Annotated in this window: 22 protein-coding genes; 8 read left to right on the top strand and 14 right to left on the bottom strand. The window is 27.7% G+C overall.

The annotated features are described in order from the left end of the window. The first annotated feature begins 262 nt into the window (after positions 1-262). A complete protein-coding gene (locus tag HA148_RS05320) occupies positions 263-667 on the top strand; it encodes an MAPEG family protein (RefSeq protein ID WP_025891748.1) in 405 nt (134 codons plus the stop codon). 5 nt (positions 668-672) lie between these two features. Here the strand turns inward: HA148_RS05320 and HA148_RS05315 are convergent, their stop codons facing one another. From HA148_RS05315 to HA148_RS05300, 4 genes are read right to left on the bottom strand one after another with little or no spacing between them, the layout of a single operon-like run. Continuing rightward, entirely contained in the window at positions 673-1,542 is an 870-nt protein-coding gene (locus HA148_RS05315; protein WP_209130859.1) for a restriction endonuclease, read from the bottom strand. 19 nt (positions 1,543-1,561) lie between these two features. Continuing rightward, positions 1,562-1,813, bottom strand: coding sequence for a hypothetical protein (locus tag HA148_RS05310; RefSeq protein ID WP_011818540.1), 252 nt, complete (start codon positions 1,811-1,813; stop codon positions 1,562-1,564). Positions 1,814-1,853: 40 nt separating this feature from the next. Beyond that, on the bottom strand, positions 1,854-2,051 hold the full coding sequence (locus HA148_RS05305; protein ID WP_209130857.1) for a hypothetical protein: 198 nt from the start codon (positions 2,049-2,051) through the stop codon (positions 1,854-1,856). Positions 2,052-2,093: 42 nt separating this feature from the next. Next, positions 2,094-2,513, bottom strand: a complete 420-nt coding sequence (locus tag HA148_RS05300) for an acyl-CoA thioesterase (protein WP_209130855.1) — start codon at positions 2,511-2,513, stop codon at positions 2,094-2,096. Positions 2,514-2,956: 443 nt separating this feature from the next. Between HA148_RS05300 and HA148_RS05295 the strand changes: the two genes are divergently transcribed. Together HA148_RS05295 and HA148_RS05290 are read left to right on the top strand one after the other, a co-directional pair. Continuing rightward, a complete protein-coding gene (locus HA148_RS05295) occupies positions 2,957-3,193 on the top strand; it encodes a hypothetical protein (RefSeq protein WP_209130852.1) in 237 nt (78 codons plus the stop codon). Between the two features lie 42 nt (positions 3,194-3,235). Further along, positions 3,236-3,400 carry a translation initiation factor IF-2 N-terminal domain-containing protein gene (locus tag HA148_RS05290; RefSeq protein WP_209130850.1) on the top strand — a complete coding sequence of 55 codons (165 nt, stop codon included), beginning with the start codon at positions 3,236-3,238 and terminating at the stop codon, positions 3,398-3,400. Between the two features lie 19 nt (positions 3,401-3,419). Here the strand turns inward: HA148_RS05290 and HA148_RS05285 are convergent, their stop codons facing one another. Together HA148_RS05285 and dusB are read right to left on the bottom strand one after the other, a co-directional pair. Next, positions 3,420-3,677 (bottom strand): DUF2470 domain-containing protein, encoded by a 258-nt coding sequence (locus HA148_RS05285; RefSeq protein ID WP_209130848.1) that lies wholly within the window; start codon positions 3,675-3,677, stop codon positions 3,420-3,422. Between the two features lie 18 nt (positions 3,678-3,695). Beyond that, positions 3,696-4,703: a tRNA dihydrouridine synthase DusB gene (gene dusB, locus HA148_RS05280; protein WP_209130846.1), complete on the bottom strand. Its 1,008-nt coding sequence runs from the start codon at positions 4,701-4,703 to the stop codon at positions 3,696-3,698. 171 nt (positions 4,704-4,874) lie between these two features. On the opposite strand from dusB, the gene HA148_RS05275 reads away from it, so the two are divergent. Both HA148_RS05275 and HA148_RS05270 read left to right on the top strand, forming a co-directional pair. Then, positions 4,875-5,267 (top strand): hypothetical protein, encoded by a 393-nt coding sequence (locus HA148_RS05275; RefSeq protein ID WP_209130844.1) that lies wholly within the window; start codon positions 4,875-4,877, stop codon positions 5,265-5,267. 47 nt (positions 5,268-5,314) lie between these two features. Next, the gene (locus tag HA148_RS05270) at positions 5,315-5,896 is read left to right on the top strand and encodes a cell surface protein (RefSeq protein WP_209130842.1); all 582 of its coding nucleotides are present in this window, start codon (positions 5,315-5,317) and stop codon (positions 5,894-5,896) included. 136 nt (positions 5,897-6,032) lie between these two features. Here HA148_RS05270 and HA148_RS05265 read toward each other — a convergent pair whose 3' ends face one another. After that, positions 6,033-6,512, bottom strand: a complete 480-nt coding sequence (locus HA148_RS05265) for a glutathione peroxidase (protein WP_209130840.1) — start codon at positions 6,510-6,512, stop codon at positions 6,033-6,035. 145 nt (positions 6,513-6,657) lie between these two features. Between HA148_RS05265 and HA148_RS05260 the strand changes: the two genes are divergently transcribed. The 3 genes from HA148_RS05260 to HA148_RS05250 all read left to right on the top strand — a co-directional run bounded on the left by HA148_RS05260 (position 6,658) and on the right by HA148_RS05250 (position 8,381). Next, a complete protein-coding gene (locus tag HA148_RS05260; protein ID WP_209130838.1) occupies positions 6,658-6,900 on the top strand; it encodes a lectin subunit alpha in 243 nt (80 codons plus the stop codon). A gap of 11 nt (positions 6,901-6,911) precedes the next feature. Further along, positions 6,912-8,087, top strand: a complete 1,176-nt coding sequence (purT, locus tag HA148_RS05255) for a formate-dependent phosphoribosylglycinamide formyltransferase (RefSeq protein WP_209130836.1) — start codon at positions 6,912-6,914, stop codon at positions 8,085-8,087. Positions 8,088-8,180: 93 nt separating this feature from the next. After that, complete coding sequence (locus HA148_RS05250) at positions 8,181-8,381, top strand: hypothetical protein (RefSeq protein ID WP_209130834.1); 201 nt, start codon at positions 8,181-8,183, stop codon at positions 8,379-8,381. A gap of 14 nt (positions 8,382-8,395) precedes the next feature. Here the strand turns inward: HA148_RS05250 and HA148_RS05245 are convergent, their stop codons facing one another. The 7 genes from HA148_RS05245 to HA148_RS05215 all read right to left on the bottom strand — a co-directional run bounded on the left by HA148_RS05245 (position 8,396) and on the right by HA148_RS05215 (position 13,848). Beyond that, the gene (locus tag HA148_RS05245; RefSeq protein ID WP_075440229.1) at positions 8,396-8,557 is read right to left on the bottom strand and encodes a photosystem II reaction centre N prot; all 162 of its coding nucleotides are present in this window, start codon (positions 8,555-8,557) and stop codon (positions 8,396-8,398) included. Between the two features lie 401 nt (positions 8,558-8,958). Then, a complete protein-coding gene (pepN, locus tag HA148_RS05240) occupies positions 8,959-11,565 on the bottom strand; it encodes an aminopeptidase N (RefSeq protein WP_209130832.1) in 2,607 nt (868 codons plus the stop codon). Positions 11,566-11,615: 50 nt separating this feature from the next. After that, positions 11,616-11,897, bottom strand: coding sequence for a hypothetical protein (locus HA148_RS05235; RefSeq protein ID WP_209130830.1), 282 nt, complete (start codon positions 11,895-11,897; stop codon positions 11,616-11,618). 155 nt (positions 11,898-12,052) lie between these two features. Then, a complete protein-coding gene (locus tag HA148_RS05230) occupies positions 12,053-12,769 on the bottom strand; it encodes an MBL fold metallo-hydrolase (RefSeq protein ID WP_209130828.1) in 717 nt (238 codons plus the stop codon). 66 nt (positions 12,770-12,835) lie between these two features. Then, positions 12,836-13,138, bottom strand: a complete 303-nt coding sequence (locus HA148_RS05225; protein WP_025931974.1) for a hypothetical protein — start codon at positions 13,136-13,138, stop codon at positions 12,836-12,838. 36 nt (positions 13,139-13,174) lie between these two features. After that, on the bottom strand, positions 13,175-13,360 hold the full coding sequence (locus HA148_RS05220; protein ID WP_011818521.1) for a hypothetical protein: 186 nt from the start codon (positions 13,358-13,360) through the stop codon (positions 13,175-13,177). Between the two features lie 107 nt (positions 13,361-13,467). Further along, positions 13,468-13,848 carry a DCC1-like thiol-disulfide oxidoreductase family protein gene (locus HA148_RS05215; protein ID WP_209130826.1) on the bottom strand — a complete coding sequence of 127 codons (381 nt, stop codon included), beginning with the start codon at positions 13,846-13,848 and terminating at the stop codon, positions 13,468-13,470. Positions 13,849-13,977: the final 129 nt, after the last annotated feature.

Below are 13,977 nucleotides of genomic sequence, written 5' to 3'. Positions count from 1 at the left end.
ATTTCGTGGAATTAACAATCTATTCTTCTTTTTTTAGATTCTGTGCCTTTAGATTTTTATTCTTAAGAAAAAATCCTAAAAACAGAAAAGCAAAATATATTAGTAAACTTAAAGCAAAAATTAAAACTATCTTTGAAATATCCATAAAAGTTTTTTAAAATAAATTACAGCATTTTTTGCAAATTTTTATCTATGGTAATGATTTTTCATTTATCACGATAACGAGCTTCAATTATTAAGCTAATAATATTATTTAAATCATATGCAAGTAGCTTTTGCCTGGAGCCTTTGTCTATCAGTTGGTGTTGTTTTATTATCAATTATTCCATTAACTATAGGGCGAGTTAAAGCGGGATATTCTGTTGAAAATATGTCTGCTCCAAGGGCTTTATTCGATGAATTACCTTCTTTTGGAAAAAGAGCAGTTTGGTGTCATCAAAATTGTTGGGAAAGTATTTCTCTACATGCACCAGCATGTCTTCTTTGTTTGATTTCTTTAACTGACTCTAATATTGCAATAATTGCAGCATTGATTCATCCTATTTTTCGTTTTTTATATATTGGTGCATATGTATTTAATATCCCAACAGCTAGAGGTTTAATGTGGGCCTCAGGAATTTTTACAACACTTTTGCTTTACAAAGAAGGCTTAACACAATTGATATAAACTGTTTAAACAATAAACTTTTCTAAATCTTTTAATTGATATTCATTGATTAGTTCCACTTTATTTGATTTTGCTAGTTGATGAGCAGACTTTGTAAAGCCAGATTTTGAGACTATTATTGCATGTGTCCCTTTCCAAAATAATTTACCAGCTGAAATTTCCTGAACTGCTTTATTTCCAATAGCTTTTTCATGATCTTTGCATTGAATACATATTCTCAAATCTTTTATTGACGCAATTAAGTCAACCCCTTGATCTCCTGTATTAGGGGTTTCTTTTACTTCCCAGCCATTTTGTTTGAGAATTTGCATACAATGATTTTCAAATCTAATACCTTTTTTGTAGTTTCCCTTGTTTTTACTTGAGTAGTTTTTTTCTATTAGGTTTAAGCATGATTTCTCTATTTGACTTGCTATGAATACAAACCAATCTTCAGTCTCTAGCTTTCTAATAGATCCAATTATCTCATCATCAATAGTAGGATTTTCATTACAATATGATCTCCACTTATCGAAAAATAATTCCATACTGCCAAATTTTTTTAAAATTACTTTCTCCCAGAAGTATGGTATTCCCTCTTTAAATCGTTTGGATCCATTTAATATATTTTTCTCAATAGCTTTTTCATCAAGAGGTGGATTGCCAATCCATTTTTTATAGTCCTCGTTACCGTAGGCATCTATTTCCCTTAATCTGATCCTCTCCTCTAACAAATTGTATTTGTTTTCTTCTATTAAATTATTAATTGTTTGAATAAAGAAATTGGAATTTAAGGCATTATTTAATTTAAACTTTTTCTTTTTAATTTGATAATTTCTTGCAATTATAAAAATTAAAAGAATGATAAAAATAATTAAAATAAAAAAAATTTTCATCTAAGATTTTATTTTCGATCTAAAAAGTTTTTGTTTTTCTAATAACAAAATTATTTTTTGTTATTACTGAAGATTCATTTACTTCAAACCCATTAATTGCTGATATTTCTCCTTTTATCCCTTCTAATGTTAATTGCTCGATAATGCCTTTTATAACTTCATCCTCGACCAACTTTCTATCAATTCTTTCAGGTGTAATATCTGTAAGCCATTTTGAGGTCTTTTTTTTTACAACCTCTGTAGGGTTAGTTATTTTTAAGTAGATAGCCATTTTTTAAGTCATTCAGTTGAATTATAAGCATTAAATCTTCTTAACTTTTATTATTGTCATTACTTTCCCACTCAAGAAATTGAAAAACAAAAATTGCAAAGATAGAGAAAAATACTATGAACAACCCTAACCAACCTATAAATTTGTGCTCTGTAAAAAGATTTGTAAGCATTGATTTTTCTTGATATCTTGATTCCATCTCAAATTGATAAGAATCAATAACTTGAAATATATTCATAATTAATTATTTAATAAATCATTCAATTGGCGGATAATAATTTCAACCGTTTAACTTACTAAAGGCTTCCGATAGGAAATCTGGCCTTTTTCTTATTATAGAGAAATTCAGTTTACTTATTAAGACTAAATTGACTTCAGCAATCGTTAAGATTTCATTTTTCTTGTTAAGAAATTTTGAAATTACATTAATCCTAGGACTTTTATCAATGTTGAATTCACTCTCGATGATTATTTTTTCACCAAGGAATAAAGGAGATTTATATTTTATTGAAGTATTGATTAAAGGTAAATCTAAGCCATTTTTAGTTAGTTCGAAATAACTTATGCCTACTTCTGAAAGTGCATTTATTCGGCTTTCTTCAAGCCAATTAAAATATTTACCGTGCCACATTACGCCTGCATGATCTGCATGTTGAGGTAAAACAATTTTTTCTATTTTCCAAACTGGTTTTGAGTTCATCTTTTATTTAAAAAATATTTTTATTCAATGAAAAAACTTATTTTGATATTGTAGATTAATTTTGTTTATTAACATAAGATTCATCAAAACTATATTTATAAAGTTATGTTTAATCGTAAAAATAGAAGTAGAAAAATGAAGAAGATTTTTCAATGGGAAGAATATTTAAATTGGAAAAATATGTCAAGGGAACAGAAATTAAATTTCAAAAGGGCCTGCTTATTCCCCTTTCTCGTCTATATGGTTTATGTTTTTCTTAATCAGTACTCCTTGGCAATTCTATTGTTACTAGGTCTTTATTTTTTAATTAGATTTAAAAATAGAAATAAGTTGGGAAGATGAATATTTTTTGATTTTGATTTATATAGATTTGTTTTAAAATTATCTTGTTTTTCTAAATGACTCTATTGGCATATAACAATAGTATTAGATAAATTTTTTTTATGAAAAGAATTATTTTGTTTTTATGTGTATTAGTTTTTTCAATATTTTCTAATACGAATAATTTATTAGCAAAAGAAATTGAAAATAACATTAAAGATAATATTTCTAATGAAATTAAAGAAATTAAGCCTGATAATAAAAAAACTAATATTTCTAATTCTTCGGTAGAAGATATATTTGGTGATGAACAAACTTTTCCATTCGTTGCAGGTTTAGGAAAAAATGCAGCCCATTGATTTTAAGGTTCTTGATAATGTAGAAAAGATATTTTAATACTAATGAAAGGTCTTAGGGTCCTAGAACTTTCTGAAGCACTTAATTTAGATAGCTCTGATTTATTAGCTGTTTGTGCAATTCTAAAAATAAAAGCCACATCTAGATTGAGCATGCTTTCATTTGAAGAATGTAAAAAGATAACTGATTACTATGAAAATAAAAATTAGAATTTTTTTATAAATTATTTTATTTTTTTATGTCTTTAATCATTGATACTAAAGTTGAATGAATTTCTTCTTCAGATATTTCATTTTTAAAATTGATAATTGCTGATTGGCCATCGTAATTGATTTTTATAAAACTATTATTAATTTCTTCCATATAAGCATTCTCAAATTTTGATATCTTCCCATAATGAATAAGATATTTGTGCACTGAATCTATGTGATCATTGTTCATGTGATCACAAACTCTTTTACTTGTTTCTTTACTAATAATTTTCATTAAAAAAATAAATTTGTTTTAAGCTAATCTATTTTTTTCATTATTCAAAGTTTTAATCATTTTAATTATCAAATTTTTAACTTCATTTTTATCAACAGCTCTAACCAAGTTATTTCTCAAATTTGATGCTCCTTTAAAGTCTTTGCATGTCCATGAGATATGTTTCCTTGCAATTAGCAATCCATGATCTCCTTTTTCTTTTATTAATTCATCAAGATGCTCAATAATTAAATATAGTTTTTCTTCTGTGTTTGGTTCTTTAAAATTTTTATTATCTCTAAGGGCATAATCTATTTCTCCTATTTTCCATGGGGATCCTAAAATTCCTCGTCCAATCATTACACCATCAGCATTTGTTTTTTTTAAACAATTAAGTGCGTCATCTGGATTTTTGATATCTCCATTAGCAATTACTGGAATTTCCAATAACTTTTTAAGTCTCCCGATCATTTCCCAATCTGAATTTCCTGAAAAACCCTGTTTTCTAGTTCTTCCATGAAGTGTGATCATCGTTGCTCCCGCATCTTGAAGTTTAAATAAGAAATCCTCTATATTTTCTTCTTTACTATCCCATCCGAGTCGTGTTTTTACTGTTACTGGAACACTAACAGCTTTTACAACATTTTTGACTAATTCTATAGCAAGTTTTCGGTCTTTAATTAAGGCACTGCCTCCACCTTTCTTTGCAATTTTTTTTACTGGACATCCCATATTTATATCAATTAAGAAAGCTCCAGAGTCCTCAGCTTGTTTCGCAGCTTCAGAAACAGCATATGGCCTATTATCAAATATTTGTACTCCAATTGGACCTTCTTCTAAATCTATTTGATTGATTTTTTGAGTGCCATATCCTTTTTTAAGACTTGTGGCATTTATCATTTCTGTAAAAAGTAAAGAGTTTGGGGCCCATTTACGTACAAGTCGTCTAAAAATGTTATCTGTAACTCCTGCCAATGGCGATAGCATGACCTTACTCGTAATTATCCTGTTAACTCCCCTTCCTTTTAGCCTTATATTTGAAGACATATAATTTTAAATATATTTAATCTTTTTTTATTATAAATTCAGATATGGAGCTGATTTTATTTTTTCTATTTATTTCTTGATTTATAATAAGTGCTTTTACTTAAATAGGCCTAATTGATTACTTTTTTTGCTAGTTTATGTTGAGTTGAAATTTATAAAGGAAATTTTTTCTTGTTTATATTAGTATCTATTTTTCTTCCAATAATTATTTTTATTGCACCAATAAATGTAAATGCTATTCAAGGTAATTTAGATTTATCAAGTGCTCAAACTTCTGTAGGCAAAAGATTTGCCAAAGTTTTTTGTGATGCTAAGAGGGAAGGTTTAGATTCTGATTTTGCTAGTGAATATGCTTTGAATAATACATATTTGAAATTTGTAGCATTTCCAGATGATGACGAATATTTGGCTGATTTATGGAATTTCACTCATAATAATATAATAGATAATTGTGGTGAATTTGTAGATATAAATGATCTAAAAGACCTAGAGATTTTTTTTAAAGAAGAAGGTTTAATTGCATCAAATAGGGAACTCTATTTACCAACTTTTGAGAATAATTAGATTAAATTTTTACCATGTACTAAAATATAAATAGAATATGAAATTTTATGAAACTATTAGGTTTAAATTCACCTGAAATATTCATAATATTAGTAATTTTGCTTTCAATTTTAGGTCCAAAAAGAGTTGAAAAAGGTTTCTTATTATTAAAAAAACTATTAAAGTTCCTATTAAGTAAAGATGAAGATCAAAGCTTAGAGAATTCAAAAGAAAAACCAGAGGGACCAGAAGAAAGTGAAGTTAAAGAAGAAACAGTAGAGTCAGAAGAAAAACCAGAGGAATCAGAAGAAAGTGAAGTTAAAGAAGAAACAGTAGAGTCAGAAGAAAAACCAGAGGAATCAGAAGAAAGTGAAATTAAAGAAGAGACAGTAGAGTCAGAAGAAAAACCAGAGGAATCAGAAGAAAGTGAAATTAAAGAAGAGACAGTAGAGTCAGAAGAAAAACCAGATGAATCAGAAGAAAGTGAAGTTAAAGAAGAAACAGTAGAGTCAGAAGAAAAACCAGAGGAATCAGAAGAAAGTGAAGTTAAAGAAGAAACAATAGAGCCAGAAGTAAAATCAATTAAACCTAAAAAAAGAACTGTTAAAGATGAAATAATAGACGTAGAAGTTGATTCTGATAATAAATAAGATTTAAAATAAATTAAAGAATACTAGACAAGCTTGGATCCTAAAAAAAGGAAATTTTAAAATAATTTGCTTATTTTTTAATTAAATAAAAATACTCTTTATTTTTAATATTTTAATTTAAATTACAACAAGGTTGTTATGAATCTAAAGCTACTTCTATAGCTGCTATTAAGTTTTCGTCAAACGGTTTAACACCTGGCTTGAATCTTGCAATTACTTTACTATCTTTCCCTATCAGAAACTTCTCGAAATTCCATTCAACATCTCCTTCAGGTTCAACTTTATTAAGGGTTGTGTATGGTTCTGTGGTGTTGCCTTTTGCATGAACTTTTTCATAAATTTCAAACTTGACTCCATATTTTGTTGTGCAAAAATCTTTTATTTCTGAAAGAGAGTCTGGTTCTTGTTTTCCGAAATCATTACATGGGAATGCAAGTATTCTTAAGCCTTTGCTTGAATATAAATCATGTAGCTTTTGAAGATCCTCATACTGAACAGTATTTCCGCAATAACTAGCTACATTCACAATTAAAATTACCTCCCCTGAATATTCACCTAGTTTTATTGATGATCCGTCTGCGGAAAGAACAGTAGTATTTTGTACGTCAACTTGCATGTCTAAAAAAAATTACCCTTTGAAGATAGCATTGTATAGACTTTATTGTGTTTAATTTATATGGTAGTTTTGGTTATTTCTTTTATAAGTTTTAATTTTTCATCTATTTAACCATTTATAATTAATATTATTAATCAGTTTAAATTTGGACCCTTTAGACCCACTTACTGAAATTATTAATTCCGGTCAAGGTTTTTCACCTGCAATTGCTTTAGAAAGAATTATTTGGGCAATAATTGGAATCTTTTTTTTAGGAGCAATTTCAAGATCAATAACTAATAGCATGCGAAGTCAAAATTGGTTTGGTAGAAATATCTTATTTAGTTATTCTAAAGATAAAAAAATTACAGATGATACATCTTCACAACCTTCTGATGATGAGGAATAAGTTTTATATATATGAAAGAATCATTTTTTTCTAAAAAGAGAATTTTATTACTTGGGAGTGGCGAGCTTGGAAAAGAATTAGTAATAGAATCCAAAAGATTAGGATTAGAAGTTGTTGCAATTGATCGATATGAAAAAGCTCCTGCAATGCAAGTTGCTGATTATTCAAGAGTAATTGATATGGGAGATAAAAACATTTTAAAAAATGTTATAAAAGAATTTAAGCCTGATTATGTTGTCCCAGAAATAGAGGCACTTTCAATTGAAGCTCTAAAAGAACTCGAGGATGAAGGATTCAATATTGTTCCCAACGCCAGAACTGTAGAAATTACAATGAATAGAGATAAAATTAGAGACTTAGCTTCTAAAGATTTAAAAATAAAAACTGCAAAGTTTGAATACATTTTTGAATTTGATGATTTAGAAAAAAAAGCTGACGAAATTGGATTCCCACTTTTACTTAAGCCTTTAATGAGCTCTTCTGGAAAAGGGCAGAGTTTGGTTGAAACAAAAAATGATTTACAAAATGCTTGGAAGCAGGCGCAAGCAAATTCAAGAGGAAAGGTTAAAGGTGTAATTATTGAAGAATTTATTAATTTTGATTGTGAGTTTACACTTCTTACTGTAAGAAAAGAAAATGGTGAAAATATTTTTTGTTTACCAATTGGACATCTTCAATCAAATGGAGACTATCAATGTAGTTGGCAACCTTTAGAGATTAAGGAGTCCTTAATTATTGAAGCTAAGAAAATGACAAGTAGAATATTAAATAACCTTAATGGAGCTGGATTATACGGAGTAGAATTTTTTATAAAAGGAAGTGAGGTTATATTTTCAGAATTATCTCCAAGACCACACGACACTGGTATGGTTACAGTAGTTAGTCAAAATATTAATGAATTTGAATTACATCTAAGGGCTTTTTTGAATTTACCAATACCTCGTATATATCTAATAGAACCCTCTGCAACCAGAGTTATACTCTCTAACCAAGAGTATTTAAATCCTATTTATAAGGGTCTTAATGAAGCATTAGAGTTTGAAAAGACCAAAGTGCTCATATTTGGCAAACCAGTTTCCAGAAAAGGCAGAAGAATGGGAGTTGTTCTCTCATCAAATTCTGATATTAATTTGGCTAGAAAGAATGCAGATGAAGCTGCTCTTAAAATAAAAGTCAGTACTACCTAAATATTAAATAAAAATAACGAAAAAAATACTTATTTCCTTTGTTTTTGTTCTATGTCTCTATGGGTATTATTTGAGTATGTTTCCTCTTTCTCAATGATAGAAAATTATAAAGGTTGGGATATAACTTTAAATTGGGATAATAAAGACTGTCTCGAGAGGGATATTACTAAAAGTTATTTTATTAATCAAAAAGAAAAATGGATTGGTGTTCACATAAATGGTGAAAAAATCTATGGTTCTTCTCTAAAAGAAATTAGGCATATTATTGATTATCCTACTTTGCATGCAAAGTAGGATTAAAGATTTTTTTAATTATCCTGATTTTTTTCATTATCTTCAATAAGTTCATTAGCAAGTTTTCTTAAATCTCCCTTAATCGAGACCCATGTAAAGGCGATTATAAAAATTGAAGCAGATATCGCAACAGTGATTTTTTCGATAGGGGACATTCCAAGTGCAATAGCAAACATTTCAAACCAAATAATAATTTTTCATTCTATTGAATTTTTTTAAATAGTTAGAGTCAATTTTTTTTTTGCAATGATATTTAATTAACCAAAATATAATAAATAAAATTTAAATTACTTATTCTGTTTGTTGTTTCTGATTTCAATTTTATTCAGTAAAATTAAATTATGGAAAAAAAAAAGTGCCCCCAATGTAAAAATTTAATTTTAAACACTTCCCCAACATGTTTATATTGTGGTAGACCTAATAAATTTATAACTAAGGAATATGTAAATAAAAAGTGGAATAAAGATAATAATAAAAATGTATTTGATTATATTTTTATTAATAAATATATTATATTTATTTTATTATTAATATTTACAATTGTTATTATTAAATTTAATTAAATATCTTCAAAAAATTACTCTATTATTGCATCTAAAACTTCTTTAGTATTTTTTGATAGTTTATTTTTTTTAATCTGCTTTATTGTTTCTATCATATTACTTTTGTAAGGTTCTGAATAAAAATTATATCTACTAAATACTTTTACAAAACGGGAAATTACTATTGGATTTAATTTATCAAATTCAATTATCTTTTTTGCAATATATTTATAACCAGAACCATCGATTGCATGAAAAGTACTATTTCTTGTTACGAATGTATTTAATATAGCTCTTAAAGTGTTAGGTGATTTTGAATCAAAAAACTTATTTTGAAATAATTTTTCAATGCTATTTGTTTTTTCATCAATTTCTATAGATGCATTGAATGAGAACCAACTATCCAAAACGACACTATTATTTTTCCATTTATTGAAGAATATATTTGAAATAATTTTTCTTTCGGGACAATTAATTCTACTGAAAGAATTCAATGCAGCTTTTGCTAACGTCATCGAATTACTATCGACATAATTAATTATTTTGCATTTAATTTCCTCATCATTACTGTGCAAGAGTAGTTTCCAAATAGTTTCGATTAGTTTTCTTTCATTTTTACCTTCTGGCCAAACTTTATCTAGATTTTTCTCTATTTCTTGAAGCTTAAAATTTAATTCTTCTTTTAATCTGGTACCGAATAAATGATTTAATTCGTCAATAATTTTATATATCTTTAAAGGGTCTATATTTTTTATCTCTGATTCAATTTCAGCAAATGTCGGAATACATAGTAATTCTGATAGAAGAGACAAATTTATATCTTTATTTTTTATAAATGATATTAAATTGCTGATTAATATATTTTCAACCTTGTGATCTGGCTTTTCATCTAATCTGCATAAAATGATTTTTTTAAATAATTCTCTTAGAGTATTAGATAGTGTAAAAAAATCTTTTTCATATTTTAAGATTAAAAATTTTTCATGCAAGGTAGTGTCAGATTCCCACTCAACTGGTGAAGAGAATTCGCGAAAATAAGTTACAAAAGGAATTTTGAGGTTAGATCTAACATTCCTAAAAATAAATTCTTGTTTTTTTGTTTTTAAAACAACTGTTTTTTCTATTCTTTTATTGTCTCCGAAAAATATAGCCAGATTTATAGGAATTATTAGAGGTAAATCATTATATGGGTTGTTCTTTATTGGATTACTTTGAGATGCTTGAATTGTAAGTTTTTCGTCTGTTTGATCCCAGATTCTCTTGAATTTAACTTTTGGTGTGCCATTTTGCTTGTACCAGACTTTAAATTCTTCAGGATCGATTTCATTATTATGCTCTAAAATTTTATCGACAAATTGGTCTATTGTTGCTGCCTTACCATCATATGTTGAAATGTAATTACTAAATCCTTTTAAGAAATTTTCATCTTTTACAAGATTGTTGAGCATTCTAATTATTTCTGATCCTTTTTCGTATATCGTGGTCGTGTAGAAATTGTCTATTTCTTTGTATCTTTCTGGCATTACAGGATGCGATGTTGGACCAGAATCCTCTCTAAATTGATTCCCTCTAAGAAATTTTGCATCCTCAAGTCTCTTGATTTCATGATTATGAAGGTCTGCTGTGAACTGTTGATCTCTGAATACTGTTAAACCCTCTTTAAGAGATAATTGAAACCAATCCCTACAAGTTACTCTATTACCCGTCCAATTATGGAAGTATTCATGGGCGATCACACCCTCTATTCTCTCTAATTCCTGATCAGTTGTTGTTTCAGAATTAGCGAGTATTAGTTTTGAGTTGAAAATATTGAGACTTTTATTTTCCATTGCTCCCATATTAAAGTGCCTAATTGCAACTATATTGAACAATGACAAATCGTATTCAAGGTTATATTTATCTTCGTCCCATCTCATAGATTTCTGTAAGGAACTTATTGCATGTTGGACATATTTTTCATCGCCATACTCAACATAAATATTTATTTTTACTTTTTTATTCGATTTTGTTGTGAAATTATCTTTTACACAATTAAGTTTACCCGCTACCAATGCAAATAGATATGAGGGTTTTGGATATGGGTCTTCCCAAATTATTTCATGTCGATTATTTTTAAGATCATTTTCTTTTACGACGTTACCATTTGAAAGCATAACAGGATAATCATTCTTGTCGGCCTCAATTCTCACGGTGTATTTGCTTAGAATATCAGGCCTATCAGAGTGAAAACTTATTCTTCTAAATCCTTCTGCCTCACATTGCGTAGTTATAATTCCATTACTCTCATACATTCCTAAAAGGGATATATTTTCCTTTGGTTTAATTATTCCTTCTATTTTTAATAAAAAATTATCTTTATTTATATTTTTAATTTTTAAGTTATTTTTTTGCTGTTCGTAGTTTTCCTCTTCTAGTAGTGAGTCATCTATAAATAATTTTTTAATAAATATATCCGTGCCATCAAGGATTAGATTTCTTGTATTCTTATTTGTTTTTACCAATTTTAGTTTCGTCGTAACGTTTACAAGATTTTTCTTAATTACGAAGTCCAAAAAGATTTCTGGAATTTCATAATCAAAAACTTTGTAATCTTTAAGTTTTACATATCTTGAAATACTTTCTTGGTTTATAGGATTGTTCATCTTTACAAAGAAGTTCAGAAGTTAAAAAACTATAATATTTTATCTTGAAATTATAAGTTAGAACTTTTATCTTCTGATTGACAGTAATGTGCTTTAACTTTTCCTGAAGGAAGTAATTCGTATAAAGAAGGATTATTAATATCAGCGGATCCGTCCTTATTAAATTGGTACCTCCAGTCCCATTTTTTATCTGTAAAAGAAATATAATCTTTCCTTAGAGAATATGGAAGCATAAGATTTTTTTTATTCCAATTAATATTAATAAATGCTCCTGGCTTTAACTCAGATATCTTTTCTACTATGGAAAAGTCACCATTAATATTATTTCTCATTACAAGATTAAGCTTTGACTTTTCACATATATAGCTACTATTTAAAGCTAATAAAAGTATTGAGGTAATAAAAAATGAATGAATTTTTTGAGCTCCTTTTAAATTAGATTAGATTTCAAGCTAAATGACGTTATTAAAGTTCTTTTTGGTTCGTTTTAAATCATAATAGATTGCATACTCTTTAGATCTACAAGATTACAATTTAATTCCTCTGCGTAATCTTGAACTGAAATAAAATTATTTAAAAAGCCTGTATATTTTGCATCACCACCTATGGTGCTTGAAAGTATATATTTTGGATTGAATTTGTTAATCAATTTAGGGATTACATCAGCACCTTTTACAAAAGAACCTACTAAGGGTAATTCTAAATTTTTTGTAGGAGTAATGACTGCATCAAGACTTTGCTTGTTTAAATTTTCATCAAGAAATCCATGAGGTTCTATATAAAACCCATTATCTTGATCGTCTTTAACAATATATCCGTTTTCTATTTGTGGTACTGGAGCTCCAGCAGTGGCTTCAAAACTTAAATTAAAATAATTTGTCTTTTCAGTTGGCTTAAGCACTTTAATTAAATTAAAACCAATTTTTTTTAATGTTTCAACAGCACTTTTAGGGCAAATTATAGGAATATCCTTTCTGAACATTTCTAATGTTGGAACATGACAGTGGTCAGGTAATCCTTGAGTTAATAAAATAATATCTATTTTTTTATCTATTGAAATTTCTTCTTCTAATGATCCTTTAAAAAACCACTCACCTGGAGGAAATATTAAATCTCCTTTAAGCCAAGGATCAATAATTAAATTGGTTTTTTTAAATTTTATAAGCCAACCATTTGAACCAAGGTAGGTCGCTTCAAAAGTCATTATCAATTAATTGTTTTATTAGACTATAAGGTAATTTTGGCTTTATCGAGAAATTACTAATTTATATTAGTTTGCTTCATTTAAGATTTGAAATGACTTTCTTTTAAGATTAAATATTAAAACTTGATTATCTTTATAACTAATCTCAAAGTTTTCTTTTTCTAGCATTTGTATTGGTATTAGAGCTAATCCTCCTGTTCCTGAAAATATGATTGGCATGGTGCTATTTTTAGTCCCATTCATTTTTTGTAAGTCAATAGCTTGAGAAACTATTTTTCTGGCTTTATCAAATCCGTAGTCTTCTATTAATTCAGGCCATAAAAAGTTAACTAATTCATATTTCGAAAACTCAATTTGTACTGTTTTCATTAAAAAAAATAGATATTTAGTGATTAATTAAGATATTTAGTTACTATTTTTAAATCTATCCATGACTAGTTGCAACATATCCACTACATCACCATCAGTTAAATTTAAATCTTTCTTTAAATCATTGCAAGTTAAATTCATTTCAAGTGCCGCTTCAGCCATATGATTAACTTTTTGGTTATCACCACCCAATGAAATAAATGGATTGAAGTTTTCTATCATTTAATACTTGTTACTACCACCTAGTTCTAGCTAAGAAATAATTAATTATCATTTATTGATACAGAAGCTTATAAATATGTTATTTAATATTTAGAAAGTTTTTATTTTTAAACTAGGGATAACGATATACCTTTTGATATCAATGCGAATCTTCTGGCTCTTACTAGTAAAGGAAATATCAAATTTGTTCGTTTATTTGATTTAAACACTCTAGTAAGTAACAACAGTAAACTACTTGAGGGATTATTTATCTGTCTACAAATAGTATTAATTGCCTCTGCTCCGTGAAAGATATCTTCATCTTTCAGGAGAATAGCTCCTTTATCTAGATCATAACCTTTATCTAGAAGAGATTTAATTAGAGTTAAATTTTTACGACCATCAAGAATTTTAATATTATTTATCTTGCTTTTGATCTCAAGGAGCTCAGCAAAATGGTTGCAGAAAGGGCATTCTCCATCATAAATAAAGATATAGTTGGAATTCATTAGAAAAAACAGTTTGGATGGTCTTGAAGTGCCCCAACAAATGGTGGTACTCCGATAATAAAACAAATAATAAAAATTTTGTGGATTTTTATAAAGGGATAGTTAAACCATTCTAATAATTACGAAGAA

Source organism: Prochlorococcus marinus XMU1405 (genome assembly GCF_017696275.1).
Lineage (GTDB): Bacteria > Cyanobacteriota > Cyanobacteriia > PCC-6307 > Cyanobiaceae > Prochlorococcus_A > Prochlorococcus_A marinus_AB.
This window is presented reverse-complemented; position numbering and strand designations above follow the sequence as displayed.

Bases quoted from the DNA above. Each gene is read 5' to 3' on its own strand.
- HA148_RS05320 (WP_025891748.1), top strand. From the start codon at position 263: ATGCAAGTAGCTTTTGCCTGGAGCCTTTGTCTATCAGTTGGTGTTGTT.
- HA148_RS05315 (WP_209130859.1), bottom strand. From the start codon at position 1,542: ATGAAAATTTTTTTTATTTTAATTATTTTTATCATTCTTTTAATTTTT.
- HA148_RS05310 (WP_011818540.1), bottom strand. From the start codon at position 1,813: ATGGCTATCTACTTAAAAATAACTAACCCTACAGAGGTTGTAAAAAAA.
- HA148_RS05305 (WP_209130857.1), bottom strand. From the start codon at position 2,051: ATGAATATATTTCAAGTTATTGATTCTTATCAATTTGAGATGGAATCA.
- HA148_RS05300 (WP_209130855.1), bottom strand. From the start codon at position 2,513: ATGAACTCAAAACCAGTTTGGAAAATAGAAAAAATTGTTTTACCTCAA.
- HA148_RS05295 (WP_209130852.1), top strand. From the start codon at position 2,957: ATGAAAAGAATTATTTTGTTTTTATGTGTATTAGTTTTTTCAATATTT.
- HA148_RS05290 (WP_209130850.1), top strand. From the start codon at position 3,236: ATGAAAGGTCTTAGGGTCCTAGAACTTTCTGAAGCACTTAATTTAGAT.
- HA148_RS05285 (WP_209130848.1), bottom strand. From the start codon at position 3,677: ATGAAAATTATTAGTAAAGAAACAAGTAAAAGAGTTTGTGATCACATG.
- dusB (WP_209130846.1), bottom strand. From the start codon at position 4,703: ATGTCTTCAAATATAAGGCTAAAAGGAAGGGGAGTTAACAGGATAATT.
- HA148_RS05270 (WP_209130842.1), top strand. From the start codon at position 5,315: ATGAAACTATTAGGTTTAAATTCACCTGAAATATTCATAATATTAGTA.
- HA148_RS05265 (WP_209130840.1), bottom strand. From the start codon at position 6,512: ATGCAAGTTGACGTACAAAATACTACTGTTCTTTCCGCAGACGGATCA.
- purT (WP_209130836.1), top strand. From the start codon at position 6,912: ATGAAAGAATCATTTTTTTCTAAAAAGAGAATTTTATTACTTGGGAGT.
- HA148_RS05250 (WP_209130834.1), top strand. From the start codon at position 8,181: ATGATAGAAAATTATAAAGGTTGGGATATAACTTTAAATTGGGATAAT.
- HA148_RS05245 (WP_075440229.1), bottom strand. From the start codon at position 8,557: ATGTTTGCTATTGCACTTGGAATGTCCCCTATCGAAAAAATCACTGTT.
- pepN (WP_209130832.1), bottom strand. From the start codon at position 11,565: ATGAACAATCCTATAAACCAAGAAAGTATTTCAAGATATGTAAAACTT.
- HA148_RS05235 (WP_209130830.1), bottom strand. From the start codon at position 11,897: ATGAGAAATAATATTAATGGTGACTTTTCCATAGTAGAAAAGATATCT.
- HA148_RS05230 (WP_209130828.1), bottom strand. From the start codon at position 12,769: ATGACTTTTGAAGCGACCTACCTTGGTTCAAATGGTTGGCTTATAAAA.
- HA148_RS05225 (WP_025931974.1), bottom strand. From the start codon at position 13,138: ATGAAAACAGTACAAATTGAGTTTTCGAAATATGAATTAGTTAACTTT.
- HA148_RS05220 (WP_011818521.1), bottom strand. From the start codon at position 13,360: ATGATAGAAAACTTCAATCCATTTATTTCATTGGGTGGTGATAACCAA.
- HA148_RS05215 (WP_209130826.1), bottom strand. From the start codon at position 13,848: ATGAATTCCAACTATATCTTTATTTATGATGGAGAATGCCCTTTCTGC.